We start from the raw sequence: 24,075 nt of genomic DNA on the forward strand, positions 1-24,075 counted from the left end.
TTATCCCAAGTTCAACCCGCGCGAAACTGGATTGCCGGGCGCTTGGTTCGCTGTTCGCTGCTAATTCCGGCGGATTAATGCCTGAATGCAATGGTTACAGCCAGAAAAACATCAGTTCCAGCAAGGCATCGGTGGCGCGCTGACGCAATGTTCCGACCTCGACCGAACTCGCCGTCGCCAAGGGCACCTCTCGCAACAGCGATTCGCCCGAGAAAATCCTCAGAGTGCCGACTTGGCTGCCGCTTTCGACCGGTGCCCGCAGCGGCCATTGATAGACGATGCGCGCCGACAGCCGTTCCGGGTTGCCGATCGGCACGAACACCGAGACCGGTGCCTTCGCCACCAGGTCGACACTGCCGGTCGCCCCGCCATAGATGCTGGCCGCGCCGATCACCTCGCCTGCATCGAAGAGCTTCAGGCTCTCGAATGCGGTCTGCCCCCAACCCAGCACCCGCGCCGTCTCCTCGGTACGCTCCTTGTCGGTCGCAATCCCGCTTAATGCAACGAAAAGCCGCGTGCCATCTTTCAGGCCCGAGGCGACGATACCAAAACCGCCCTCCTCGGAATAACCCGAGGCGAGACCATCGATCCCGAGATCGAAGGACAGCAGCGGATTCCGGTTGCGCTGAAAGATCTTGTTCCACTCGAATTCAGGAATCCGGTAATACTGATAGAGCGTCGGATAGGTGGCCTCGATATGCCGGGCCAATTTGACGAGGTCCTTCAGCGTGGTGCGTGCATCCGGATGCGGCAAGCCGGTCGAATTGGCAAAATGCGATCCGGTCAGGCCAAGCACCTTGGCCCGCTCATTCATCCGCTCGGTGAAGGCTGCCTCCGACCCTGCCATGCCCTCTGCAAGGATAATACATCCGTCATTGGCCATCTGCACCATGACGCCCTTCAGGAGGTCGTCGACCCTGATTCGCGACTTGAGCGCCGCGAACATGGTGGAGGTCCGCGATGGAGCGCCGCCGGTGCGCCAGGCATATTCGGACACCGCATATTCCGTGTCGAGCGTGATCTCGCCGCGTGTAAGCGCGTCGAGCACCAGTTCCACCGTCATCAGCTTGGCAAGTGAGGCGGGCGGAAAGGGTTTGTCGGCCGCCTTGGAGAGCAGCACGGTTCCGGTCGATGCCTCGATCATCAGTGCCTGGGCTGCCTTCGTCTCGAACCCGACCGGTGGGGTCTGTGCCGAAGCGGCAGAGATCGCGCCAAGCAGCATGATGAGGAATGTGACGATCTGCTTGAACATCAGCGCTTCGCGTAGTCCTTGGGAAGATGGCGGGAGGAGAAGAAACGGCGCAACAGCGCCGACCCGTCGTTTGCGGTCGACGGTTCATTGTATCCCGATTCGGAGCCATGTCATCGGCTTGGCCTGAGGTTTGCCGGCGGGTACCCCTCGCTCAGGGTTTCGACTGGGTCCCAGCCCGCCGCGCGGCAAAGGCCTCGATCGCCTCGGGCGTGAGGCCATCATTGCGAACCAGGATGGCATCAAAGACCATTGCGCTGTCATTCGATCCGACAACCGCATAGGCAGACGCGAAGCTGCCACGGAGCTTCGGCGCGCTCGATGGTAAGGGACGCTCGATCAGGTGTGGCCCGTACTGCGGGAGCATCAGGAACTGCTCTAAAGCAGCAGCGGCTGGAGCGGTCGTATCAAACGAACCGTTGGGCGTCGGTCCGCTGAGGCTGGTCTGGATCGCCGGCGCGGGCGGCGGCACGCGCAAGGTTTGTGGTTGTGATTGCGGGGCTGCCATGGGCTCAGCCGAGGCCACCATCACGCCACTGGCAATCTGCCCTTCCGGGTTGATCCGTGGGAAGCGATCGCCCTTCTGCGAGAAAGACGCCATGAGGAATGGCATGTCATGGCCATCCATACGTGCTGGACCGACATATTGCACCCGGACTTTTCCGGTACCGCTATGGGACATGTCGAGCAGATCGGCCGTCTTGTTCGAGAGGTCGATGATGCGGCCGGCATGGAACGGCCCGCGATCATTGACACGCACGATGACCGAACTGCCATTTTCGAGATTAGTCACGCGAGCATAGCTTGGCAGCGGAAGCGTCGGATGGGCAGCCGAAAGATGATACTGGTCATAGAGTTCGCCATTGGCGGTCTGACGACCGTGAAATGCGGAACCATACCACGAGGCAATGCCGACCTTGTCGTAATTGGGATTGTCTTTGGGCACATAGACCTGGCCTTTGACCGTATACGGCCGGCCCACCATGTAGCGACCGCCGCCCTTGGGCACCGGGCCGCTATGCACGAGCCGAGGACTTGCCTTGACGCCGTATTCCGACTCCGCGAAGTATTCCTTGCTCTTGTTGGTGCGCTTCTTGCCGTTGCCGCCGCTCGTCGCGCAAGACGCAACGCCAACACACAGAAGCGACAGTGCAAGCCACTTGGCGGCCATCCCCATCGCCGGTGCGCAATTCAGTAACTTCATGTGCCCCACGTAACGCCAGAACAACTCCGCGGCCAAACACACCGACCACGTCCAAAAGTCAGAAACCCGCCCGGTTTCCTCCCGTTAATACCACGGAAACTATCGCCGTCACAACATGGCGAAAGTTGGTTGCAGTTCAACTTGTTTCCCACCATTGACTGATCTTGGTTCAGTAATGGTTAATTTCCGTCGCATCGCCCCGTTGTTGCGGCCCTGAATTTGTACTTGCGCGCTGCCGAAGACCACGCGTAGCACGTTGACGTGCCGATCAAAGCTGCTAAAAGCCGTCACGGAACGATGGTTTGCTGCTGTCGAGCCCTTGGGAAGAGTGTCCGAGTGGTTTAAGGAACCGGTCTTGAAAACCGGCGTGCGTGAAAGCGTACCGTGGGTTCGAATCCCACCTCTTCCGCCAGATATTTTTAGCGAATTCTGTGATCGCCCATCCCCCGCGCCGTGTCCAACGAGTAAACCTCGCTCCGCGCATTACCAATATTTCACTGTCTTTTCAGCTGCATATGTGTGAGCGTCCGGCGAAATGGGATGTGCGCGCGAACCTGTCTTGATCGAAGTCAAGCAGGTTGAGTGCTACCTATTGCATGAAACATCAGACGCGAACTCCAGGGCTGACGAGGTCATGACGAATAAAGACGACAAGTTGGGATCTTTGGGCGCTGCAGCCAGCGCGGATCTTGCGGCCGTGCTGGCGACGGCATCGACGCGAAAATCCGGTTGGCGCTGGCTGTGGAGGCTGGTCGTGGTCGCCGCGCTCGCAGGCGGCGGTTATGGCTACTATCTCTATTCGCGCGACAACAGCGCGCCGAGTTATGTCACAACGACAGCAAAGACCGGTGACCTCACAGTGATCGTCACAGCGACCGGGTCGGTGGAACCGACTGTTCAGGTCGATGTGTCGAGCGAGCAATCGGGCACGGTGCGTGAGGTACTGGCCGACTTCAACAGCCAGGTGCGCAAGGGCGAGGTCATTGCCCGGCTGGACACAGCCAAGCTGGAAGCTGATGTCAAGAATGCCGAGGCCAAGCTGCAATCTGCAAAGGCGACCGTCGCCAAGACTGATGCCGATCTGAAGGCCGCCGGAGCGAGCCTTGAACGTCTCAAGACGCTATCGGCAAATCGGGTCTCGACCCAACAGGATCTCGATGAGGCGCAGTATAAGTATGACGCTGCAATAGCCACCAAGGAGAGCGCTGAGGCAGATGTCCTTTCCGCCGAGGCCTCCCTTCAATTGTCGCGACTGAGCCTGTCCAAGGCGACGATCATCTCGCCGATCGATGGCATTGTGCTGTCGCGCGACGTGGATCCGGGAGCAACCGTCGCGGCGTCGCTGGAGGCGCCGACGCTGTTTAAGATTGCCGGTGATCTGCGCCAGATGGAATTGCAGGTAGCGATCGACGAGGCCGATGTCGGACAGATCGCGGTTGGCCAGAAGGCCAGCTTTACCGTCGATGCCTTTCCGGACAAGCAGTTTCCGGCTGAAATCACCGCGGTCCGCTACGCGTCGAAGACGGTCAACGATGTCGTGACCTACCTGGGGATCCTTGCGGTTCGCAATGACGAGATGCTGCTGCGCCAGGGCATGACGGCGACCGCCGACATCACGGTTCAGGCCATCAACGGGGCGCTTCTGGTGCCCAACGCCGCCCTGCGTTACACCCCGCCACAAACGGCGGCAGCTCCAAGCAGCGGCGGCGGCATGTTCAGCCTGTTTCGGCCGCCACGCATGGGCTCCCTCACCGCTCCGGAGCCGGTTGGCAAGGAGCGAACGGTGTGGGTGCTCAAGGGCGGCGTGCCTGCCGCCGTCAATATCGAGATTGGCGCCACGGATGGTCAGAACACCGTGGTCACGAAAGGCGACATCGCGCCCGGCGCCCTGCTGATCACCGATACCCAAACCAAGCGAAATTGAGGGCCGTCGGATGAGCAGCCCTCCCCTCATCGCCTTCAGCAAGGTGTCGAAGACCTATGGGTCCGGCGAGGCCCGGATAAAGGCGCTTGACGCGGTGGATCTGACGATCGACCGCCATGAATTTGTTGCGATCATGGGGCCGTCGGGCTCGGGAAAATCGACGGCGATGAACATCCTGGGCTGCCTCGATGTGCCGAGTGCCGGAGACTATCTGTTCCAGGGAATACCAACGTCAAGCCTGAACCGCGCCCAGCACACGTTGCTGCGGCGGCACATGCTGGGCTTCGTTTTCCAAGGCTTCAATCTCCTCGCCCGAACCTCCGCGCTGGAAAACGTGGAACTGCCGCTGATCTATCGCGGCATGGAGACGCGCGAGCGACGGCGGCTTGCACAGATCGCCCTGTCGCAGGTCGGGCTGGCGGGCCGCGAGAACCACACGACACAGCAATTGTCGGGCGGCCAGCAGCAACGTGTGGCCATTGCGCGTGCCATCGTCACCAATCCCGCCGTGCTGCTGGCGGATGAACCCACCGGCAATCTCGATACCCGGACGAGCGTCGAGATCATGGACCTCATCACCGGTCTCAATCGCGATCACGGCATCACCGTCATCATGGTCACCCACGAAAATGATATCGCCGCCTATGCAAAGCGGATCATCCGCTTTGTTGACGGACGTATCGACAGTGACAGGCTGAACAGCGAGGGCCGGGCCGATGTTCTTTGAAACCCTCAAGCTGGCACTCCGGGCCATCAGCCGCAACATGCTCCGCTCGTTCCTGACGGTGCTTGGCGTCGTCATCGGTGTCGCGGCCGTCATCGCCATGGTGACGATCGGCAATGGCACGACGGCACAGGTGAGCGCCGAGATCTCCAAGCTCGGCACCAATCTCCTGTTCGTCCGCCCCGGCCAGTTCGGGCCGGGCCGGGCAAGCGCCGACGCCAAGAAATTTACGGAGAAGGACGTCGAGGCCATCCGGACGCAGGTGACAGGCCTTCGCGCGGTGGCCGGCGTCAACCAGTCCCAGCAGACGATCATTTTCGGTGGCCAAAACCACAGTTCCAGCGTCATCGGCTCGATCGGCGACTACCTCGTTGCCCAGAACTGGGAGATCTCAGAGGGCCGCAGCTTTTCCGGATCGGAGGAGCGTGGCGGGCAGACGGTCTGCATTATCGGCGAAACCCTGCGCAAGGAATTGTTCGGTTCCACGCCCGCGATCGATCAGAAAATCCGCGTTGGCGGCCTGTCCTGCGATGTGATCGGCACGCTTGCGAAAAAGGGCCAGAGCGGCATGGGCACCGACCAGGACGATATCGTCATCATGCCGCTTAAGGTCTTCCAGCGCCGTATCGGCGGGTCGAACGACGTGTCCAGCCTAGTGCTGTCGGCCCACGATGGTGTGTCGACCTCCAAGGTGCAGGCCGATGTGGAACGGCTGCTGCGGGAGCGGCGCAAGATCGTCGGCGGCAAGCAGGATGATTTCACGGTCAACGACATGTCGCAGATGGCCGCAACCCTGACCGGCACCACCACGCTGATGACCGGCTTGCTGGGCGCTGTCGCGGCGGTCAGCCTGCTGGTCGGCGGCATCGGCATCATGAACATCATGCTGGTTTCGGTGACGGAGCGGACCCGCGAGATCGGCATCCGGCTTGCGATCGGTGCCCTGGAGCAGCAGGTGCTCACCCAGTTCCTGGTGGAGGCTATCACGCTCTCGGTCTTCGGCGGCATCGTGGGTATTCTGACCGGGCTCGGACTTGCCTATGCGGCCGTGAGCTTCATGAACGTGCCGTTCGTGACAAGCCCGTCGATCATCGCCCTTGCCTTCTTCTTTTCGGCGGCAATCGGCATGGTCTTCGGCTATTTCCCGGCCCGGCGCGCGGCACAGCTCAACCCGATCGAGGCGCTCCGGCACGAATGACAAGGGGCGCCGCAGCGCCCCGAACGAAGTCTTGTCGATCTGTAGTGCTCAGACGGCGGGCAGTACCGGACGGCTGGCCAAGGCCTTCTCGATGATCGCGGCGACACGGGCGCGGTGTTCGCCCTCAAGCGGTAGGCGCGGCTCGCGCACGCGGTCGTTGGAATGGATGGCGAAGACTTCGGCGAGCTTGATCTGCTGCACCAGGAAGGTCGATACATCAAGGTCGAGCAGCGGTCGGAACCAGCGATAGATCTCGAGCGCTTCGGCGATCCGGCCGGCCTTGGCGAGGCGGTAGATGGCAACGGTCTCCTTCGGGAAGGCGACGACCAGGCCGGCTACCCAGCCATCCGCACCCATGACAAGGCTCTCCAGCGCCAGGTTGTCCACCCCGGTAAACACATCGAAGCGTGTGCCGAAGGCATTGATCACGTCGGTCACGCGGCGAATGTCGTCGGTCGATTCCTTCATCGCGACGATCAGGTCGTTCTTGGCCAGCTCCTCGAACATCGGCACGGTGACATCGACGCCGTAGCCGATCGGATTGTTATAGACCATGACCGGCAGCCCGCCGGCAGCAGCGACGGATTGGATGTGGTTCAGCGTCTCGGCCGGTGCGGACTTATAAGGCACGCCGGGAAGGATCATGAAACCATCGGCACCGGCCTGGGCAGCGGCTACGGCTGCCTTGCGGCCACGGGCGGTGGCGCTTTCGCAGATGGTCATGAGCACAGGCTTGCCCGCCGCAACGGATTTGGCAATGCGCAGGATTTCCAGCTTCTCTTCCGGCTCCAGCGCCATGTTCTCGCCGAGCGAGCCGCACACGATCATGCCGTCTACGCCGGCTTCGAATTGCAGCGCAAAGCAGCGCTCCATTTCGGCCTTATCAAGTCCTCCGTCCTGGGTGAACTTGGTCGTTACGGCGGGAAATACGCCCTTCCACATGATAGCCTCCATAGCTGATATATCAGTGGAGCTTGCCATCTTGTTCGCGACATGTCAATCTCTGATATATCAGGAGAGCAAATATGCCCGGATTGGACACCTCGCTTAGCCACCTCGCCTATCTTGAGCTGGAACGGATGATCGTCACCCTGCAGCTCAAGCCCGGGGCCATGGTTACGGAAAAGCAGCTGATCGATAGTGCCGGCCAGGGCCGCACGCCAGTGCGCGAGGCCATTCAGAAACTCGCCTGGCAGGGGCTGATCTTGGTTCGTCCGAGGGTGGGCATGCAGATCGCCGAGATCGGTCCTGACGATCACCAGCACATCATGGCCGTGCGGCTGCGCCTGGAGCCTCTTGCAGCGGCTCTGATGGCGGAACATGCGGGAGAAGAAGTGCGCCAGGATCTGCTGGCCTGCGCTGCGGCCATGACGTCTGCAGCCGTCAGCGGCGATATCCTGGCGTTCCTGGCCGCTGACAAGCAGTTTGACGACATCGTTGAGGCGGCCTGCCCCAATCGCTTCGTGACCTCATCCCTGTCTCCCCTGCAGACCCATTCGCGGCGGCTGTGGTTTTCAACGGCCACGCCGGAAAAGATGGATCGATCGGTGTCGCTGCATGTCGCGGTCATCAGGGGTATCCAGAAGAGCGATCCCCAGCAAACGGAGAAGGCAATGGCCGCGTTGATCAACGCGCTCGCGGAGCGGTAATAGGAACCGCCAGGGCGTCCGAGCGCCGGTGATCCCACAGAAATGCCACAAAACTTTAAGCTATGTCGGCAAATGCCTATCGGCCCCCTCGATTCCCGCCCTTCGCCTCACGTCCACCCCTCCAGAACCTCCAGCAAGAGAGCACCCATGGCACAGCCGCAGCCGAACGAACGCATCCAATATGTCGTGGAGGGAGGCTTCAGGCTGCAGGGCCGAATCGAACCGAGCGGCAACAAGAATGCGGCCTTGCCGATCGTCGCCGCAGCACTCCTGACCAGCGAGAAGGTGGTGCTTAGCAATGTTCCGCGGATCCGGGATGTGGAGGCACTGGTGGAACTCATCCAGTCCGTCGGTGCGCAGGCCCGCTGGCTCGATCGCAATACGCTGGAAATCGAGGCACGGGAATTGCGGCCGGCAGACCTTGATCCCGAGCTGTGTTCCCGCATTCGTGCGTCCATTCTCCTGGCGGGGCCGATGCTGGCGCGGTGCGGAGAGGTGACGCTTCCGCCACCGGGAGGTGACGTCATCGGCCGGCGCCGTGTCGACACCCATTTTCTGGTGCTGCGGCAGCTTGGCGCCGACATCGAGGTCGACGGCTCCTATCGATTCCGGGCGGACAAGCTGACGGGCGCCGATGTATTCTTCGACGAGCCCTCGGTTACGGCCACCGAAAATGCGCTTTGTGCGGCGGTCGCAGCACAAGGGGTCACGATCCTGCGCAACTGCGCGTCGGAGCCCCATGTGCAGGATCTCGCGAGATTCCTGATTGCCATGGGGGCCGAGATCGAGGGGATCGGCACGAACACGATGACCGTGCGAGGCGGGCGACCACTGCGCGGCGCCCATCACCGGATAGGGCCTGACCATATCGAGGTCGGTTCGCTGATTGGTCTCGCCGCCGTCACCCGGTCGGAAATCATCATTGCCAATGCCGGCGTCGAGCATCTGCGCTCCACGCTCATGAACTTCGAGCGGCTCGGCATCAGCTGTCGTATCGAAGGCGACGACCTGATCGTGCCGTCCGAACAGAGCCTGAAAATCCAGGCGGATTTCGGCGGCCATGTGCCGAAGATCGAGGATCAGCCTTGGCCGGCCTTCCCGGCGGACACCATGTCGATTGCGATCGTCACGGCGACCCAATGCGATGGGATGGTGCTGATGTTCGAGAAGATGTTCGAAAGCCGCATGTTCTTTGTCGACAAGCTGATCGCCATGGGCGCGCGCATCGTCTTGTGCGATCCCCACCGGGCGGTGGTGTCAGGTCCTGCAAAGCTCACCGGCGCGCGGGTCGAGAGCCCCGACATTCGCGCCGGCATGGCGATGCTCATCGCCGCCATGTGCGCTGATGGTCGCAGCGTCATCGAAAACGCCCAGCAGATCGAACGTGGCTATGAGCGGATTGATGAGCGGCTGAATGCCCTCGGTGCCAGAATCACGCGCATTCCGCCGCGGTCATAAGCGGCATCGCTCGTGCTGAAACGAAAACATCCGCCGCAGACCCTGCGACGGATGTTTGACGATACCGACGAAAAGCTGCGTCCGCCGATCAGCCGACGAAGGCGCGCTCGATGACGAATTCGGCCGGCTTGTTGTTGGCGCCCTCCGTCAGGCCAGCCTTTTCGAGCTGCGCCTTGGTGTCCTTCAGCATGGCAGCCGAACCGCAGATCATGCCGCGATCAACGGCCGGATCAAGCGGCGGCACGCCGAGATCGGTGAAGATCTTGCCATTTTCCAGGAGGTCGGTGATCCGGCCCTGGAACGGGTAGTCCTCGCGGGTCACGGTGGCGTAATGCTTCAGCTTGTCACCGACGATTTCGCTCAGCATCTCGTCATTGCGGATTTCCTCGATCAGGTCGAAACCGTATTTCAGTTCCGCCACCTCGCGGCAGGTATGGGTGAGGATCACTTCCTCGAACTTCTCATAGGTTTCCGGATCGCGGATCAGGCTCGCAAACGGTGCGATCCCGGTCCCGGTCGAGAACATGTAAAGCCGCTTGCCGGGCGTTAGCGCATCGAGCACCAGCGTGCCGGTCGGCTTCTTGCGCATCAGCACCTGGTCGCCAGGCTGGATCCTCTGGAGATGCTGCGTCAACGGGCCATTCGGCACCTTGATCGAGAAGAATTCAAGCTCCTCATCCCAGGCCGGGCTTGCGATCGAATAGGCACGGTAAATCGGCTTGCCCTCGACCATCAGGCCGATCATCGCGAATTCGCCCGAGCGAAAGCGAAAGCCGGCGGGGCGGGTCATGCGGAAGCGGAAGAGGTGGTCGGTATAGTGTGTGACGCTGAGCACCGTCTCGGCATAGACGCCGTCGGGCACGACCGCAGCCGGCGCCGGAGCGGCGGAAGCGTTGGCCTCTAGAACATCGGTCTTGGCTGGAGCATTCATGCGCTGTCGTTCCTGTAATCTCGTCTGTTGTGGGGCTTATACGAAAAGCGGCATGTCTGAAAAGCCAGCAAGACAAATTTGTCTTGCCGGCTCAGGACAGCCACATTGCGCCCAAAGCCTTGATGTCTCAATGGCCGAACCGTGGATGCAGCGATTTGACACGTCTCGTCCAGGCCTCCTGCGGCGTTAGCCGCGCCCGATCCGGCGCCAGCTATATCCCTCGACCGCGTTGTCCTGCGCGGCCGCCGGCTGGTAGTGCTGGGGAATGCCCGGCAGCCGCCCTTCCCCGAGCCGCTTCAGCGCGGTCGCATTCGTAACCGCGAAGCTGTCGAAGCCGGTCCGCAGCATCAGGGGAATCTGGTCGATCAGCACGTCGCCCACCGCCCTGACCTCGCCCTTGAAGCCCAGGCGGCTGCGCAACAGCGATGCATGGCTAAAGGCACGCCCGTCATTAAAGGCCGGAAACGCCAGCGCCACGACCGCGATCCGGTCGAGATGCGGCTCAAGCGTCCTGACATCGTCGGCGGGCGCGATCAGCACGCCAAAATCGCCTTCATTGCTTTCTGTGGCGGCTTCGAGGAACGCCTTGAGCGGCAGAAGCGCACGCTCGCCCTCGCCTGCCTTGCGGTCCTCGGTTTCGATAACCCAGCTGTCGCCCTCGACGAAGCCGGTTTCTTTCCAGATGCGGGTCATCACAAATCCTCAGGCCGCTTCGGCCGCTGTGCCATAGAGAGCGGCCTTGAAAGGCTGCGGTCCCACGCGGCGATAGGCTTGAAGGAAAGTCTCGTCCTTGGACAAGCGCAGGCCGAGGTAGGTGTCGACGATGGTTTCCACTGCATCGGTGACCTTCTCGGGCTCGAAGCCACGGCCGATGATCTCGCCGATCGAGGCATTCTCGTCGCCAGAACCGCCGAGCGTGATCTGGTAAAGCTCAGCACCCTTCTTCTCCACGCCCAGCAAGCCGATATGGCCCACATGGTGGTGACCGCATGCATTGATGCAGCCGGAGATCTTGATCTTCAGTTCGCCGATTTCCGCCTGCCGGGCCTGGGAGCCGAACCGCTCCGAGATCGCCTGGGCGACGGGAATGGAACGGGCATTGGCGAGCGCACAATAGTCGAGCCCGGGACAGACGATCATGTCGGTGATCAGGCCGGCATTGGCCGTCGCCAGCTTCGCCGGAAGCAGTGCGTTGTACAGCGCCTCAAGGTCCGCGCGGGCCACATGCGGGAAAATCAGGTTCTGCTCGTGGCTGACCCGGATCTCGTCAAAGGCGAAGCGTTCTGCCAGATCGGCGACCAGATCCATCTGCTCATCCGAGGCGTCGCCGGCAATCCCACCGATCGGCTTCAGGGAAATCGTAACGGTGGCGTAGTCGGGATGATGGTGCGCACCGACATTGCGCTGCACCCAGTCCGAAAAACCGGCATCCGCCTTGCGGGCTCGGGTCAGTTCGGCCCAGCCCTCCGGCCGCTCGGGCAGTGCCGGCGGCGCGAAATAGGTTTCGATGGCGCGGATATCCTGCTCCGGCAGCTTCAATTCGCTATCCCGCAGGTGAGCGAATTCCGCCTCGATCTGACGGGTCAGTTCCTCGACGCCTGTCTCGTGTACCAGGATCTTGATGCGCGCCTTGTACTTGTTGTCACGGCGGCCGTGGAGATTATAGACGCGCACGATCGCGGTCACGTAGGACAGAAGGTCCTGCTCCGGCAGGAAATCCCGCACCTTCTTGGCGATCAGCGGCGTGCGGCCCTGCCCGCCGCCAACATAAACGGCAAAGCCCAACTGACCATTGTCATCCTTCTTCAGATGCAGGCCGATGTCGTGGACCTGGATGGCGGCACGATCCGCCGGCGCCCCGGTCACGGCGATCTTGAACTTGCGCGGCAGGAACGAGAATTCCGGATGTACCGAAGACCACTGCCGTAGAATTTCAGCGTAGGGCCTGGGATCGGCCACTTCATCGGCGGCAGCGCCGGCAAAATGATCGGCCGTCACGTTGCGAATGCAATTGCCCGATGTCTGCAGCGCATGCATCTCGACGCTGGCAAGTTCGTCGAGGATCGCCGGCATGTCTGACAGTTTCGGCCAGTTGAACTGAATGTTCTGCCGCGTCGTGAAATGGCCGTAGCCACGGTCATAGGTGCGTGCCACATGCGCCAGCATCCGCATCTGCCGGGAATTCAGGGTGCCGTAGGGAATGGCCACGCGCAGCATGTAGGCGTGAAGCTGCAGATAGACGCCGTTCATCAGCCGCAGAGGCTTGAAGGCATCCTCGCTGATCTCGCCTGCCAGGCGCCGCGCGACCTGGTCGCGAAATTGCTCGACGCGGTTGGAAACGAAGGCGTGATCGAATTCATCGTAACGATACATAGGTGTCCTCAGGCTGCAATGAAGTCGGGATCGGCAAAGCCATGGCCCTCGGCATAGGCCATCGTCGGTCCGCCGGCGCGAATGCGCTCGCGCAGCCTCAGCGGCCACAGGATGCCATCGCGCTCCTCGATCTCGATGACATTGACGTCGACGACGAGGTTGTCGGCATAAGCCTTCTTGCCTGTCGCTTCAAGGGCAGCCACTGCTTCGGCATGACGGGCCACGAAAGCCTGCTGCAGGTTTTCGTTCCAGGTGCCGGCGGCATCGAGCCATACGGCGATCCCGTCGCTGAGCCTGTTGGCGGTCAAAACCTTGTCAACCATTGTCACGTCCTCGCAAGCATGTCGGCGTCGACGGATACGTCGTGCAACGCCTGTGAATGTTCAAAGCTGGCCCCAGCCACCGCATCGCCGATGATCACCATGACGGGTCCTGTTAGGGAGACCATTTGTTCCAGTCGGGGCAGTTGAGCAAGCGTGCCGTGCATCAGCCGCCGCTCTGCCCGTCCCGCATTTTCCACCACGGCTACGGTGGTGTCCTCCGCCAGGCCCGCGCGGATCAACCGCCCAGCCACAGCCGCTGCATTCGAGCGGCCCATATAGACGGCGACGGTTGCGCCAGACAAGGCAAGGCGTGCCCAATCCGGAAGGCTGTCGCCATGCAGGTCATGGCCTGTCGTAAACACCATGGAAGAAGCAACGCCACGCAGTGTCAGCGGCAATTCGAAGTCCGCGGCAGCCGCTAGCGCCGAGGTGATGCCGGGGATGATCTCATAAGCGACACCGGCGGCACGCAGCGCCGCCATCTCTTCCCCGGCCCGCCCGAACACCAGCGGATCACCAGATTTCAGCCGCACGACACGCTTGCCTTCGCGGCCAAGCTCGACCAGGAGATCGTTGATTTCGTCCTGGGTCTTGGAATGGCAACCCTTGCGCTTCCCCACGGAAATGCGATGCGCATCACGCCGGCCCATGTCAACGATTGCCTGTGGCACCAGGGCGTCGAACACAATGACGTCGGCTTCCATCAGCACGCGATGGGCGCGAAGCGTAAGCAGGTCTTCAGCGCCGGGCCCTGCACCCACCAGGAAAATCCGACCCTCGGCTGCCTGACGTGCACCCTTCAGAAGACGCGTTGCCTCCCGGCGGGCCTGGCTGAGATCACCGGCCTCGACCGCGTCAGCCACCCGCCCCTTGAAGAACGAACGCCAGTACAGGCGACGGGCAACGCCGCGCGGCACAAGCTTTTCGACGGCGCTGCGATAGCTCTCCGCCAGCCGGCCGAGACGCCCCAGCGAGCGCGGCAGCAGGCGATCGATGTCCGCCCGGATCATCTGCGCCAGAACCGGTCCTACGCCTTCCGTACCGATCGCCACGGCAACGGGCGCGCGGTTGATCAGGGCGGGCGTGAAGAAATCGCAGTAGTCCGGCTGATCCACGGCATTTGCGGGAATCCGCAACGCCCGCGCCGCCGTGACGATGGCGCGATCCTGCGCGGCATCACCGGTCGCGGCGAAGACAAGCCGCGCTCCATCCAATTGCGCCGGATCAAAAGGGGCGGCGACAACCGGGATAGCCTTCTCCAGCAGAAACGCGCGATAGTCAGGTTCGGCATCTTCCGCATAGGCGGTGATGCAGGCCTTGGTGTTTGAAAGAAGGCGCGCCTTGGCGAAGGCCTCGTCGCCAGAACCGAACACAGCCACACCCTCTCCCGCCACGCGGAAAAAGGCTGGGAAAACCCCAAGCTGCTGTTCATTGATGTCCATAAGCCGATCCTGATGCCAAGCCCGCCCAATATCCGGTTTTCTCATCAAAAAATGAAGGAACAGGAATCCGATCACTGTCGCCGCATGATATTTCTGTTCTAGGTGAGCCTTTATCCAGAGCAAATCTCACCGGAAACCCGCTTACCGTTCTGTCTTGGTCCCCGTAACATCGTCGAATCTTACGGTCACCCCGTTCTCATCCCTGTGATTTACAAGCCTGGAGGTCACCGCTACGGTCGCAGCCTAAATCCCCGCTATTTCCAAGGTGTCGTCTTGTCCCAAAAGCCTCTCGTTTCCCGCCTGCTTGACGTCATGGAGCAGGATATCCTTCCATTGACAGCCAAGGGCGTTTCAGCCGGGAACAAGGTCTTCGGCGCGGCGATCCTGCGCAAATCGGACCTCTCGCTCGTTATCGCCGAAACCAACAACGAACTGGAAAATCCGCTCTGGCATGGCGAGGTCCACACCCTTAAGCGGTTTTACGAACTTGGCGAGCGACCCGCGACCTCGGATCTGATTTTCCTTTCCACCCATGAGCCCTGCACCATGTGCATGTCGGCGATCACCTGGGCCGGGTTTGACAACTTCTATTACTTCTTCAGCCATGAGGATAGCCGCGATGCCTTTGCCATTCCCCACGACCTGAAGATCCTGAAAGAGGTATTCGGCCTGGAGCCCGGCGGCTATCGCCGGTCCAACAGCTTCTGGAACTCTTTCTGGACCGCGGACCTGATTGCCGTCAGCGAGGCACCGTTGAAACAGCAGTTGCTCGCCCAGTCCGACCGCATCAAGAGTGTGTATGCCGCACTTTCGGACAGGTATCAGTCGACGAAGTCTGATAACGACATTCCGCTGAACTGACATTAGGGGCGCTTGCCCTTCATCGGGAACCACGGCCATGGAAGCTTCCAAGGATATTTCGCGCCTGATCGAGATCATGGCGGCGCTGCGCGATCCTGACACTGGCTGCCCATGGGATATCGAGCAGTCCTTCGAGACCATCAAGCCCTACACGATCGAGGAAGCCTATGAAGTGGCAGACGCGATTGAGCGAAACGATCCCGACGACCTGTGCGAGGAACTGGGCGATCTTTTGCTGCAAGTCGTATTCCACGCCAGGATTGCCGAGGAGGCAAAACTCTTCTCCTTCGGCGACGTCGTCGAGGCGATCACCCGCAAGATGATCCGCCGCCACCCCCATGTATTTGCCCGTTCCGACGCCGATACGCCCGAAGCCGTGAAGGCGCAGTGGAGCGAGATCAAGGCAGTCGAAAAGGCCGAACGCGCCGCACGCAGAACGGCCCGAGGCGTGACGGAGGATTTCAAAGCGGGCTATCTCGGCGACGTCCAGCGTTCATTCCCTGCCCTTACGGAAGCTCTCAAACTTCAGGAAAGGGCTGCCAAAGTCGGCTTCGACTGGTCGGATGCAGAGCCGATCCTGGACAAGATAGAAGAAGAGATCGGGGAACTGAGGGAAGCGCTGGCGGCAGGTCGACGCGAAAAGGTCGCTGACGAATTGGGCGATCTGATTTTCGCTCTGGTCAATATCGGTCGCCACGTCGGTTCAGAGCCGGAACAGGCGCTTCGCGGCACCAACACCAAGTTTCGGCGCCGTTTCGGATTCATCGAAAATTCGCTGAAGGCCAGTTCACAGACACTGGAGGGCGCAAGCCTGGAGCAGATGGAAGAATTGTGGCAGGCCGCTAAGGCGACCGAGCGGTAGGGTCTAGGCGCTTACTCCCGCTCCATTTAGAGCCTCGATCGGTGCAGGCCTCGCCAGCAAATAGCCCTGCCCCAAACGCACCCCGAGCCCTTGAAGGGTCAGCAACTCCTGCTCTGTCTCGATGCCTTCGGCGACGATCTGGCAGCTGACATGGCCGCCGAAACTCACGATCGCCGCAGCCAGGGCCTGCCGCACCGGGTCCATGTCGATGGAGCGCGTCAGGCTCACATCCAATTTGATGATATCGGGCCGGATGCTGAGGACGTGACGGAGGCTCGCATAGCCCGAGCCGGCATCATCGACGGCGATCCGCAAGCCCTTGGAGCGAAGCCCAGCGAGCGCCTTCATCAACGGCTCGTAGTCCTCCACCTGTTCATGCTCTGTTAGCTCAAGCACGATGCGTTCCAGGGGATAGCCAGCGAACACCTCCGCGAGATCGCTTTCGATCACGGTCTGCGGCGAGAGGTTGAGTGCGAGATAGGCGCCGTCTCCCCAGAGCGGCTTGTATCCCTCAAGCGCCTTCCGCACCGCCGCGATTTCCATCGCCAGGCGCATGCCGACCGTCGCGGCATCGGCAAACCAGCGATCCGGTCCTTGCTGCGGCGGCCCTGAAAAGCGGGACAAGGCTTCGCATCCGGCACGCGTCATGCCGTCGAGCCGCATGATCGGTTGGTAGACGATGTCAGGCTGGCCGCGTGCCATGGCGCCCGAGATGCGGTCGCTGAGAGTGTCCCGCTCGCGCCTGACGGCAACTTTCTGCTCCACCTGCCGCCCCAGCAGATCGGCAACGGCGCGCATCGTCTGCAAGTCGCGCGTGCGCAACGAGGTGTCTGGAAAGGAACTGAAGCAGCAGAGCGTCCCGTAAACACTGCCGTCGGTCAGTCGGATCGGCACGCTGATATGCGAGCCGATCGGCAACAAGCTCGTCTCGGGAATGCCAAGCGCGGCGGGGATGAGAGAGGTATCGGGAATGAGCTCCGGCAATTCGCCCGAAACGACCTTCCGACAATAGCCGCTGTCCATCGACAGGCGCTGGCCTTGGAAGAGAGGCGGCTTGGCGAGGATACTATCGACGCGGCGAAAGATGCGCTCTTCTCCCTGAAACTCCGACACAAACCCGACCTCCATCCCCAGATGGGAACGGACAGCCTTCAAGGCGTTTTCGATATCATGATCAGGAATATCGGCGACTTGTGCCTCGTTTGACTGCAACAATAGTGCATCTGCCAATGGGGATTCGAACCGCATCAACGCCTCCGTGACGAAGCAGCACTATATGAGAACGAGTTTAGATTTGGCAAATGTCATGCAACAAGAAATTGAGCATATTGCATTCTGATGCCCGTTCACGCAGCAGCCATGGCCTTGGAAAGACGATCGTAGATTGTTTGGTCCATCATGAAGCCGACATTGAAGCGCATGAAGTTAGTCGCAGTCTGCGCTGAACTGAAGACATTTCCAGGGGCCAGGACGAGCCCTTCCGCCAGTGCCGCCTGAGCAACCCGGCCTGAATCGAGGTTCCCAGGAAGCCTGCACCAGAGATAGAAGCCACCCCGCGGCTGTATCCAGGGCTCGATGTCCAGCCTCGAAAGGCGCTCGGTGACATCGCGGCGCGCCCGCGCCAGCTTGCGGCGCAGGTCCTCCATATGCTTGCGATAGCTTCCACCGGACAGGATTTCCGACAGCAACTCGGCCGCCAGCGGGCTCGGTCCGCCGAAATTGGTGGCGACCTGCAAGTCCACCAGCCCTTCGATCCAGTTACTCTTGGCTGCGATATAGCCGCATCTGACCGATGCGGATAGCGTTTTTGAGAAACTGCCGATTCGAATGACCCGTTGAAGCCCGTCGAAGGTCGCCAGACGCGATGACGGTTCCGGTTCGAAATCGGCGAAGATATCATCTTCGACAATGGTGAGGTCATGCCGGGCGGCAGAGCTGAGCAATCGATGCAACGACTGCGGCGATGGCGTTGCTCCGGTCGGATTGTGAAGACCGGTATTAGTCAGATAAAGCTTTGGCCTCTCGGCCGCCAGGAGCGCCTCGAAGGCTGCGGTGTCAGGGCCTGATGGCGTGTAGGGCACCGAGACAAGGCGGACCTGGTGCACCTTGAGCATGGCCTGGAAGTTGAAGTAGCAGGGGTCATCGACAACAACCACATCGCCCGGCCTTAGTAGGAAGCGGCAGACCAGATCCAGGGCCTGGGTGCCCGTGTTGGTGAGCATCAGGTTGTCGGGCTCGGCTTCCAGACCCTCCTCGGCCAGACGAGCCAGCAACAGCCGTCGCAGCGTCACCGAGCCCTTCGTCGATCCGTAAAAGGACAGCAGCTCGTCGCCGCTCCGTGCCGCATGCCGCAAAGCGCGGCGCATCGCATCATTCGGCATCCAGTCCGCCGGCAGCCAACCGCATCCCGGCTTGGGCATATCGGGTTCCGCATCGAGCGACAGCCGCGAAACCCAGAACGGATCAATGGCCCGCGCCTGCGGGGTTGACGCCTGCGTGAGCGTCAACGGCGGCAATGCCTGGCCGGAAACATAGAAGCCAGAACCTGGTCGCGCCTTGATCAGTCCCTCGGCCGCCATCAGGTCGTAGGCACTGACAACGGTGGAGGGTGACACGCCGAGCGTCGACGCAAGGCTGCGGATGGACGGGAGCCGGTCGCCCTCAACAAGAGCTCGACTGCCGATCCGCCCCTTGATTGCCCTGATAACGCTGTCGGTGCGGGTTTCCTTCAAGTCACCAGTCATCATTCCGCCGATCGTACTGCTCAACGTATCCATACAGATTGTCGAGATTGTATGGCTTTGTGTCTGTCATTGCCAGCCCCCGAAGAGTAATTCTGGCGCATCGACATCATCGTGCCGCCGGATCTTGTGGCGCGCGGCCAGCGAGGCATCATGAAATCTTCCCTTGAAGGCTGGGGCAGCGGACTGCTCGGCGTGATCATTTTCAGCGGCTCACTTCCTGCCACGCGCGTCGCGGTGACGGATTTCTCGCCGCTCTTCCTCACCTCCGCGCGCGCCGTCATAGCCGCGACCCTGGCATCTGCCTTGCTGTTTGCGCTTCGTCAGCAACGGCCCCACGGCTCCGACATGCGCTCGCTGGCCATCGTGGCGCTCGGTGTCGTGGTGGGCTTTCCGCTGCTGACGGCTCTGGCCCTGCAATCCATTTCGGCCGCGCGATCGATCGTCTTCATCGGCATGCTGCCGCTTGCGACCGCGATCTTTGCCGTTCTGCGCGGTGGCGAGCGGCCAAAGCCCCTGTTCTGGCTTTTCTCCGTCGCCGGCAGCACCATCGTCGCTGGCTATGCGCTTGGCGCAGGCACACATGCTGATCTGCTCGGCGATGGCCTTATGGTCGCGGCGGTGATCGTCTGCGGCCTTGGTTATGCGGAGGGAGCAACGCTGTCACGCAAGCTGGGTGGTTGGCAGGTCATTTCCTGGGCGCTGCTTTTCTCCCTGCCGGTCATGGCCGCCATCGCCATCTGGACCTTGCCGGAAACATGGACAGGGATCGCCATGTCCTCATGGATCGGACTTGGCTATGTCTCCCTGTTTAGCATGCTGATTGGTTTCGTCTTCTGGTACCGAGGACTGGCGATCGGGGGCATCGCGAGTGTTGGCCAATTGCAACTGCTGCAGCCCTTTCTCGGGCTTTTGCTTGCGGCACTGTTGCTGCATGAAACGGTGAGCCCGTTGATGGCCGTAACGACCCTGGCCGTCGTGGCGTGTGTAGCCGGCGCGCGGAAATTCGCGCGCTAGGCTGGAGGCGGTAAGTATGACGACCTACCGCTCCCAGTCTTCCTTGTCCCGCTTGCCGCCGCCAAGGCGCCGCTCCAACTCGTCGGCCTGCCGCGCCGTCAGGCGCACATCCAGGCTGACGGAGCCGTCTTCATGGTCTTCGCGCCCAGTCACCACGGCGTTTTCATAGGCCCAAGAAATGAGCGCATGCTTGTCGGGCGGAAGTGTGACCGTCGCCTCCGTCAAAACACCGGACAGCCGTCCGGATATAACGTCAAGAAGCCTGTCCACACCCTCCCCCGACGCGGCGGAAACGGGAATGACGTTCTCACGCGCCGAGGCCTTCTGGATGATGGCATCATGAGCCTCAGGCTCCAGAAGATCGATCTTGTTCCAGACCTCGATGATCCGCTCTTCCCGCTCCTTCTCGTCGATCCCGAGATCGGTCAGGATGCGCAGCACATCACCGGCCTGCGCGCTGTTGTCAGGATCGGCCAGATCGCGAACATGCAGAATAAGGTCGGCTTCCAGCACCTCTTCCAGCGTCGCGCGGAAGGCGGCAACAAGGTGCGTCGGTAGATTGGAGATGAAACCAACCGTATCGGACAAGATCACGGTGCGGCCATGCGGCAGCTTCATCCGCCGAAGCGTGGGGTCGAGCGTGGCAAACAGCATGTCTTCGGCCAGAACACCAGCACCGGTAATCCGGTTGAACAGCGTGGACTTTCCGGCATTGGTATAGCCGACAAGCGCAACGATTGGATGGGGCACCTTGCGGCGCTTGGCCCGATGCAACTGCCGGGTCCGCACCACCTGTTCCAGTTCTTTCTCCAGCCGGACGATACGATCCTGGAGAAGGCGGCGGTCGGCTTCGATCTGGGTTTCGCCGGGGCCGCCCATGAAGCCCGCGCCGCCGCGCTGCCGCTCAAGGTGCGTCCAGCTTCGAACCAGCCGGCCCTTCTGATAGTTCAGATGCGCCAGTTCGACCTGCAGCGTGCCCTCCTTCGTGGAGGCGCGGCGACCGAAAATCTCCAGGATCAGACCAGTACGGTCTATAACCTTGGCGTTCCATTCCTTCTCGAGATTTCGCTGTTGAACCGGAGTCAGCGGATGATCGACGATCACAAGTCCCGCGTCATGCTCGTCGAGCAATGCCGTGATCTCGGCCATCTTGCCGGTACCGAGCAGCGTCGCGGGCCGTGGCTGGCTCACCTGAACGATCATGCCCTGCACGATGGTTAGATCGATGGCGCGCGCGAGGCCAACGGCCTCTTCAAGACGGCTCTCGTTGGAGCGGCTGGACTGCGGAGTTTCGCTCGGTGCCGCCTTGCCCTGCTGCTTGAGGACCGGCACGATCACCAGCGCCCGCATGTCATCGCGGCGCTTGGTCAGCTCCGGGATGATGGAATCATTCGTTGTGTCACGTGTCGTGATTTCAGTCTGTCCTATCAGGGCCTTCGTTACGAGGCGCTTTCCTCGGTCTCGAACATCTGCATCGGCTGACCCGGCATGATGGTCGAAATGGCGTGCTTGTAAACAAGCTGCGAATGTCCGTCACGACGCAGAAGCACGCAGAAATTGTCAAAAGAGGTCACGACGCCCGTCAATTTGACGCCGTTGATCAAAAAAATTGTCAGGGAAATCTTTTGCTTGCGAACCGTATTGAGAAATAAGTCCTGCAGGTTCTGAGAACGTTCCGCCATCGCGCCGCTTCTTTCTTATTTGCCGGCCTACCCGCCGGTGGAATTGTATTGTGAATATAGGAAGTGAGTCGGATTGCCCCAAGATACCCCGCCCCCGAAGCTTGGTATCAAATCGCAGTCTTTTCCGCAATGTCGAAAAAGTGACCGCGGATCTTCTCGGAAACGCCGCCGGGATGGCCGTTGGCGATGGTCTCGCCATCGATCATGACGACCGGAAAGCAGATGCTTGTCGCCGCCGTTATGAACACCTCGCGTGCCTCCAGCATCTCCTGCCGGGAGAAGCGCCGTTCAGCGGTGGGTATACCAAGTCTTTCAGTGACATCGAGCAGGGTTGTGCGGGTGATGCCGCGCAGGATGCCGTGCTCCGCCGGCCGCGTGACCAGAACGCCGTCCTTGTCGACGATCCAGACATTGGTCGCCGCCCCCTCAGTCACCATGCCCTCGGCATCGATATAGATGGCCTCCTGAGCGCCGGCTTCCTTGGCTTGCTGCCGCGCCATCGCGTTCGGAAGCAGTCCAACGGTCTTGATGTCCACGCGGTCCCAGCGATTGTCCGGCAGGGTCACGGCCCGAATGCCGAGGGCGTTCTTGCGCGCGATGATCGAGGGGTCGGTGCTCTTGGCCGTGATGACGAGGCTCGGCGTCACGGAAGCGTCGGGGAACACATGGTCACGGCGAGCAACGCCTCTCGTGACCTGCATATAGAACAGCCCGTTGCGGACGTGGTTTCGCCGCAGCACCTGGCGGATCACCTGGATGAGAGCGGGCCTTCCCATCGGTTGGGCGATGCGCAGTTCCGAAAGCGACCGGTCGAGACGGTTGAGATGGCGCGTCAGGTCCACGATCATCCCGTGGCGGACTTCGCACACCTCATAGACGCCATCAGCAAACTGGTAGCCGCGATCCTCGATATGGACGGCTGCGTCCCCATGAGGGAGATACCGTCCGTTGACATAGGCTATCCTGGGCATGGGCGCACCGCAAATCTGGAAAATGAATGGTCTGGGCTGAGATAGGATTAGAAGTACTGGATCGACACGCGGAACATCTGCTCGACATCGCGCACGGCCGCCGATGTGACAAATAAAACGACGCGGTCCTTCGCCTTGATCTTGGTATTGCCATTGGGCCGCAGGACCGTCTTGTCCCGATAGATCGCGCCGATCCGAATGCCCTCGGGCAGCTTCAGGTCGCGGAATGGAATGCCAACCAGCGGCGAGGTTTCGAGCGCCTCCGCCTCGATGACTTCCGCCGTGCCCTTCTGCACCGCGTAAACAGAGCGAATTCGACCTTTTCGCACATGCTGGAGCACGCGGGATATGGTCACCGCCCGCGGATTGATATGCGCATCGATGCCGATCGAAGCCGTCAACTCCTGGTAGGAGGGGTTGTTGACCAGCGCCATAGCCGATTTGCAGCCGAGGCGCTTGGCCATGGCGGCGCTGAGGATGTTGGTCTGGTCGTTATTGGTCAGCGTCACCATCAGGTCTGCATCCTGGATGTCGACCTGGCTCAGAATGTTCTGATCCAGGGCCGAGCCGTGCAGCACGATGGTATTGCTGAGCTGGTCGGAAATGCTTGCAGCCCGCGTCCGGTCCGCCTCGAGAATCTTGATGCGCGTCTTGGGTTGAACCTGCTCGATGGCGCGGGCGACGAAGTATCCGATATTGCCACCGCCGGCGATCACAATCCGGGCCGCCTCCTGCTCCTCGTGTCCGAAAAGACCAAGGGTGCGGCGTGTGTGGTCACGCTGGCAGATGACATAGGCGAGGTCACCGGGCAGCAATTGATCGCTTGAGCGCGCCACATAGAGTTTGCCGTTGCGATAGATTCCCGTCACCGTCGCCATGAGATCGGGGAATAACTCGCTCAGCTGATGCAGCGGCGTGTTGAGAACGGGGCAGTCTTCCATGCATTCGATCGCGACCATGGCGATGTGGTCCTCGGCAAACCGCACGATATCGGTGGCGCCGGGGAAGGAAATCCGGCGCAGGACCATCTTGCCCACCTCGATCTCGGGCGAAATCGCCACGTCGATCGGCAGGTTCTCTCGGCTGAACAGGTCGGAATACTCAGGCAAAAGATAGTTCTGTGCCCGAATGCGCGCAATCTTGGTCGGCACGGCAAACAGCGAATGAGCCACCTGGCACGCGATCATATTGATTTCATCATACAACGTCACCGCAATGATCATGTCGGCCTGGTCCGCCCCGGCCTTGGCCAGCACATCGGGATGGGCGCCGTGGCCGACATAGCCGCGCACATCGAGCGTGTCCATGATATGCGCGATCAGCGAGGCTGACGTGTCGATCACGGATACATCGGCATCTTCCTGCGCCAGCTTCTCGGCAATACCGTAGCCGACCTGTCCCGCCCCGCAGATAATGACTTTCATTTCGGTTCTTTCGTGCGATGGAAATCGGCGGTGCCGATTGAG

At 61.1% G+C, this 24,075-nt stretch carries 22 protein-coding genes and 1 tRNA gene; 9 read left to right on the forward strand and 14 right to left on the reverse strand.

Features of this window, described 5'->3' with window-relative positions:
• Positions 1-94: 94 nt before the first annotated feature.
• Together B9A97_RS07345 and B9A97_RS07350 are read right to left on the reverse strand one after the other, a co-directional pair.
• On the reverse strand, positions 95-1,222 hold the full coding sequence (locus tag B9A97_RS07345) for a D-alanyl-D-alanine carboxypeptidase family protein (protein ID WP_244564156.1): 1,128 nt from the start codon (positions 1,220-1,222) through the stop codon (positions 95-97).
• A 181-nt stretch (positions 1,223-1,403) separates the two neighbouring features.
• Positions 1,404-2,453 (reverse strand): septal ring lytic transglycosylase RlpA family protein, encoded by a 1,050-nt coding sequence (locus tag B9A97_RS07350; protein WP_084364378.1) that lies wholly within the window; start codon positions 2,451-2,453, stop codon positions 1,404-1,406.
• A 322-nt stretch (positions 2,454-2,775) separates the two neighbouring features.
• Between B9A97_RS07350 and B9A97_RS07355 the strand changes: the two genes are divergently transcribed.
• The 4 genes from B9A97_RS07355 (at position 2,776) to B9A97_RS07370 (ending at position 6,299) form a co-directional block, all read left to right on the forward strand.
• Positions 2,776-2,865: transfer RNA gene (locus tag B9A97_RS07355), tRNA-Ser, on the forward strand.
• Positions 2,866-3,087: 222 nt separating this feature from the next.
• Positions 3,088-4,377 carry an efflux RND transporter periplasmic adaptor subunit gene (locus B9A97_RS07360; protein ID WP_084364379.1) on the forward strand — a complete coding sequence of 430 codons (1,290 nt, stop codon included), beginning with the start codon at positions 3,088-3,090 and terminating at the stop codon, positions 4,375-4,377.
• 10 nt (positions 4,378-4,387) lie between these two features.
• On the forward strand, positions 4,388-5,104 hold the full coding sequence (locus B9A97_RS07365) for an ABC transporter ATP-binding protein (protein ID WP_084364380.1): 717 nt from the start codon (positions 4,388-4,390) through the stop codon (positions 5,102-5,104).
• Positions 5,094-6,299, forward strand: coding sequence for an ABC transporter permease (locus tag B9A97_RS07370; RefSeq protein WP_084364381.1), 1,206 nt, complete (start codon positions 5,094-5,096; stop codon positions 6,297-6,299). Before B9A97_RS07365 ends, B9A97_RS07370 begins: the two co-directional genes overlap by 11 nt.
• A gap of 48 nt (positions 6,300-6,347) precedes the next feature.
• Here the strand turns inward: B9A97_RS07370 and B9A97_RS07375 are convergent, their stop codons facing one another.
• Positions 6,348-7,241: a dihydrodipicolinate synthase family protein gene (locus B9A97_RS07375; protein WP_084364382.1), complete on the reverse strand. Its 894-nt coding sequence runs from the start codon at positions 7,239-7,241 to the stop codon at positions 6,348-6,350.
• A gap of 92 nt (positions 7,242-7,333) precedes the next feature.
• Here B9A97_RS07375 and B9A97_RS07380 point away from each other — a divergent pair, with 92 nt between their 5' ends.
• Together B9A97_RS07380 and murA are read left to right on the forward strand one after the other, a co-directional pair.
• Positions 7,334-7,948, forward strand: coding sequence for a GntR family transcriptional regulator (locus B9A97_RS07380; RefSeq protein ID WP_084364462.1), 615 nt, complete (start codon positions 7,334-7,336; stop codon positions 7,946-7,948).
• A 147-nt stretch (positions 7,949-8,095) separates the two neighbouring features.
• Positions 8,096-9,406 carry a UDP-N-acetylglucosamine 1-carboxyvinyltransferase gene (gene murA, locus B9A97_RS07385; protein ID WP_084364383.1) on the forward strand — a complete coding sequence of 437 codons (1,311 nt, stop codon included), beginning with the start codon at positions 8,096-8,098 and terminating at the stop codon, positions 9,404-9,406.
• An 88-nt stretch (positions 9,407-9,494) separates the two neighbouring features.
• Here the strand turns inward: murA and B9A97_RS07390 are convergent, their stop codons facing one another.
• The 5 genes from B9A97_RS07390 to cysG form a co-directional block, all read right to left on the reverse strand.
• Positions 9,495-10,337: a ferredoxin--NADP reductase gene (locus B9A97_RS07390; RefSeq protein ID WP_084364384.1), complete on the reverse strand. Its 843-nt coding sequence runs from the start codon at positions 10,335-10,337 to the stop codon at positions 9,495-9,497.
• 186 nt (positions 10,338-10,523) lie between these two features.
• Positions 10,524-11,030, reverse strand: a complete 507-nt coding sequence (locus B9A97_RS07395) for a DUF934 domain-containing protein (protein WP_084364385.1) — start codon at positions 11,028-11,030, stop codon at positions 10,524-10,526.
• 9 nt (positions 11,031-11,039) lie between these two features.
• Positions 11,040-12,710, reverse strand: a complete 1,671-nt coding sequence (locus B9A97_RS07400; RefSeq protein ID WP_084364386.1) for a nitrite/sulfite reductase — start codon at positions 12,708-12,710, stop codon at positions 11,040-11,042.
• 8 nt (positions 12,711-12,718) lie between these two features.
• Positions 12,719-13,033, reverse strand: coding sequence for a DUF2849 domain-containing protein (locus tag B9A97_RS07405; RefSeq protein WP_084364387.1), 315 nt, complete (start codon positions 13,031-13,033; stop codon positions 12,719-12,721).
• Between the two features lie 2 nt (positions 13,034-13,035).
• On the reverse strand, positions 13,036-14,475 hold the full coding sequence (gene cysG / locus B9A97_RS07410; RefSeq protein WP_084364388.1) for a siroheme synthase CysG: 1,440 nt from the start codon (positions 14,473-14,475) through the stop codon (positions 13,036-13,038).
• A 312-nt stretch (positions 14,476-14,787) separates the two neighbouring features.
• On the opposite strand from cysG, the gene B9A97_RS07415 reads away from it, so the two are divergent.
• The gene (locus B9A97_RS07415) at positions 14,788-15,336 is read left to right on the forward strand and encodes a deaminase (protein WP_084364389.1); all 549 of its coding nucleotides are present in this window, start codon (positions 14,788-14,790) and stop codon (positions 15,334-15,336) included.
• A gap of 37 nt (positions 15,337-15,373) precedes the next feature.
• Entirely contained in the window at positions 15,374-16,198 is an 825-nt protein-coding gene (gene mazG, locus B9A97_RS07420) for a nucleoside triphosphate pyrophosphohydrolase (RefSeq protein ID WP_084364390.1), read from the forward strand.
• A 3-nt stretch (positions 16,199-16,201) separates the two neighbouring features.
• Here mazG and B9A97_RS07425 read toward each other — a convergent pair whose 3' ends face one another.
• Both B9A97_RS07425 and B9A97_RS07430 read right to left on the reverse strand, forming a co-directional pair.
• Positions 16,202-17,446: a sensor domain-containing phosphodiesterase gene (locus B9A97_RS07425; protein WP_084364391.1), complete on the reverse strand. Its 1,245-nt coding sequence runs from the start codon at positions 17,444-17,446 to the stop codon at positions 16,202-16,204.
• Positions 17,447-17,544: 98 nt separating this feature from the next.
• Positions 17,545-18,945 (reverse strand): aminotransferase-like domain-containing protein, encoded by a 1,401-nt coding sequence (locus B9A97_RS07430; protein WP_244564152.1) that lies wholly within the window; start codon positions 18,943-18,945, stop codon positions 17,545-17,547.
• A gap of 147 nt (positions 18,946-19,092) precedes the next feature.
• Between B9A97_RS07430 and B9A97_RS07435 the strand changes: the two genes are divergently transcribed.
• The gene (locus B9A97_RS07435) at positions 19,093-19,956 is read left to right on the forward strand and encodes a DMT family transporter (RefSeq protein ID WP_084364464.1); all 864 of its coding nucleotides are present in this window, start codon (positions 19,093-19,095) and stop codon (positions 19,954-19,956) included.
• A gap of 24 nt (positions 19,957-19,980) precedes the next feature.
• On the opposite strand, the gene hflX is transcribed toward B9A97_RS07435, so the two are convergent.
• From hflX to trkA, 4 genes are all read right to left on the reverse strand, one after another.
• Positions 19,981-21,306 carry a GTPase HflX gene (gene hflX, locus B9A97_RS07440; protein ID WP_084364392.1) on the reverse strand — a complete coding sequence of 442 codons (1,326 nt, stop codon included), beginning with the start codon at positions 21,304-21,306 and terminating at the stop codon, positions 19,981-19,983.
• 89 nt (positions 21,307-21,395) lie between these two features.
• The gene (hfq, locus tag B9A97_RS07445) at positions 21,396-21,638 is read right to left on the reverse strand and encodes an RNA chaperone Hfq (protein WP_084364393.1); all 243 of its coding nucleotides are present in this window, start codon (positions 21,636-21,638) and stop codon (positions 21,396-21,398) included.
• A gap of 107 nt (positions 21,639-21,745) precedes the next feature.
• Positions 21,746-22,609, reverse strand: coding sequence for a D-amino-acid transaminase (locus B9A97_RS07450; RefSeq protein WP_084364394.1), 864 nt, complete (start codon positions 22,607-22,609; stop codon positions 21,746-21,748).
• Between the two features lie 47 nt (positions 22,610-22,656).
• Positions 22,657-24,033, reverse strand: coding sequence for a Trk system potassium transporter TrkA (gene trkA, locus B9A97_RS07455; RefSeq protein WP_084364395.1), 1,377 nt, complete (start codon positions 24,031-24,033; stop codon positions 22,657-22,659).
• Positions 24,034-24,075: the final 42 nt, after the last annotated feature.

This window comes from Rhizobium sp. RU36D, assembly GCF_900176345.1.
Lineage (GTDB): Bacteria > Pseudomonadota > Alphaproteobacteria > Rhizobiales > Rhizobiaceae > Allorhizobium.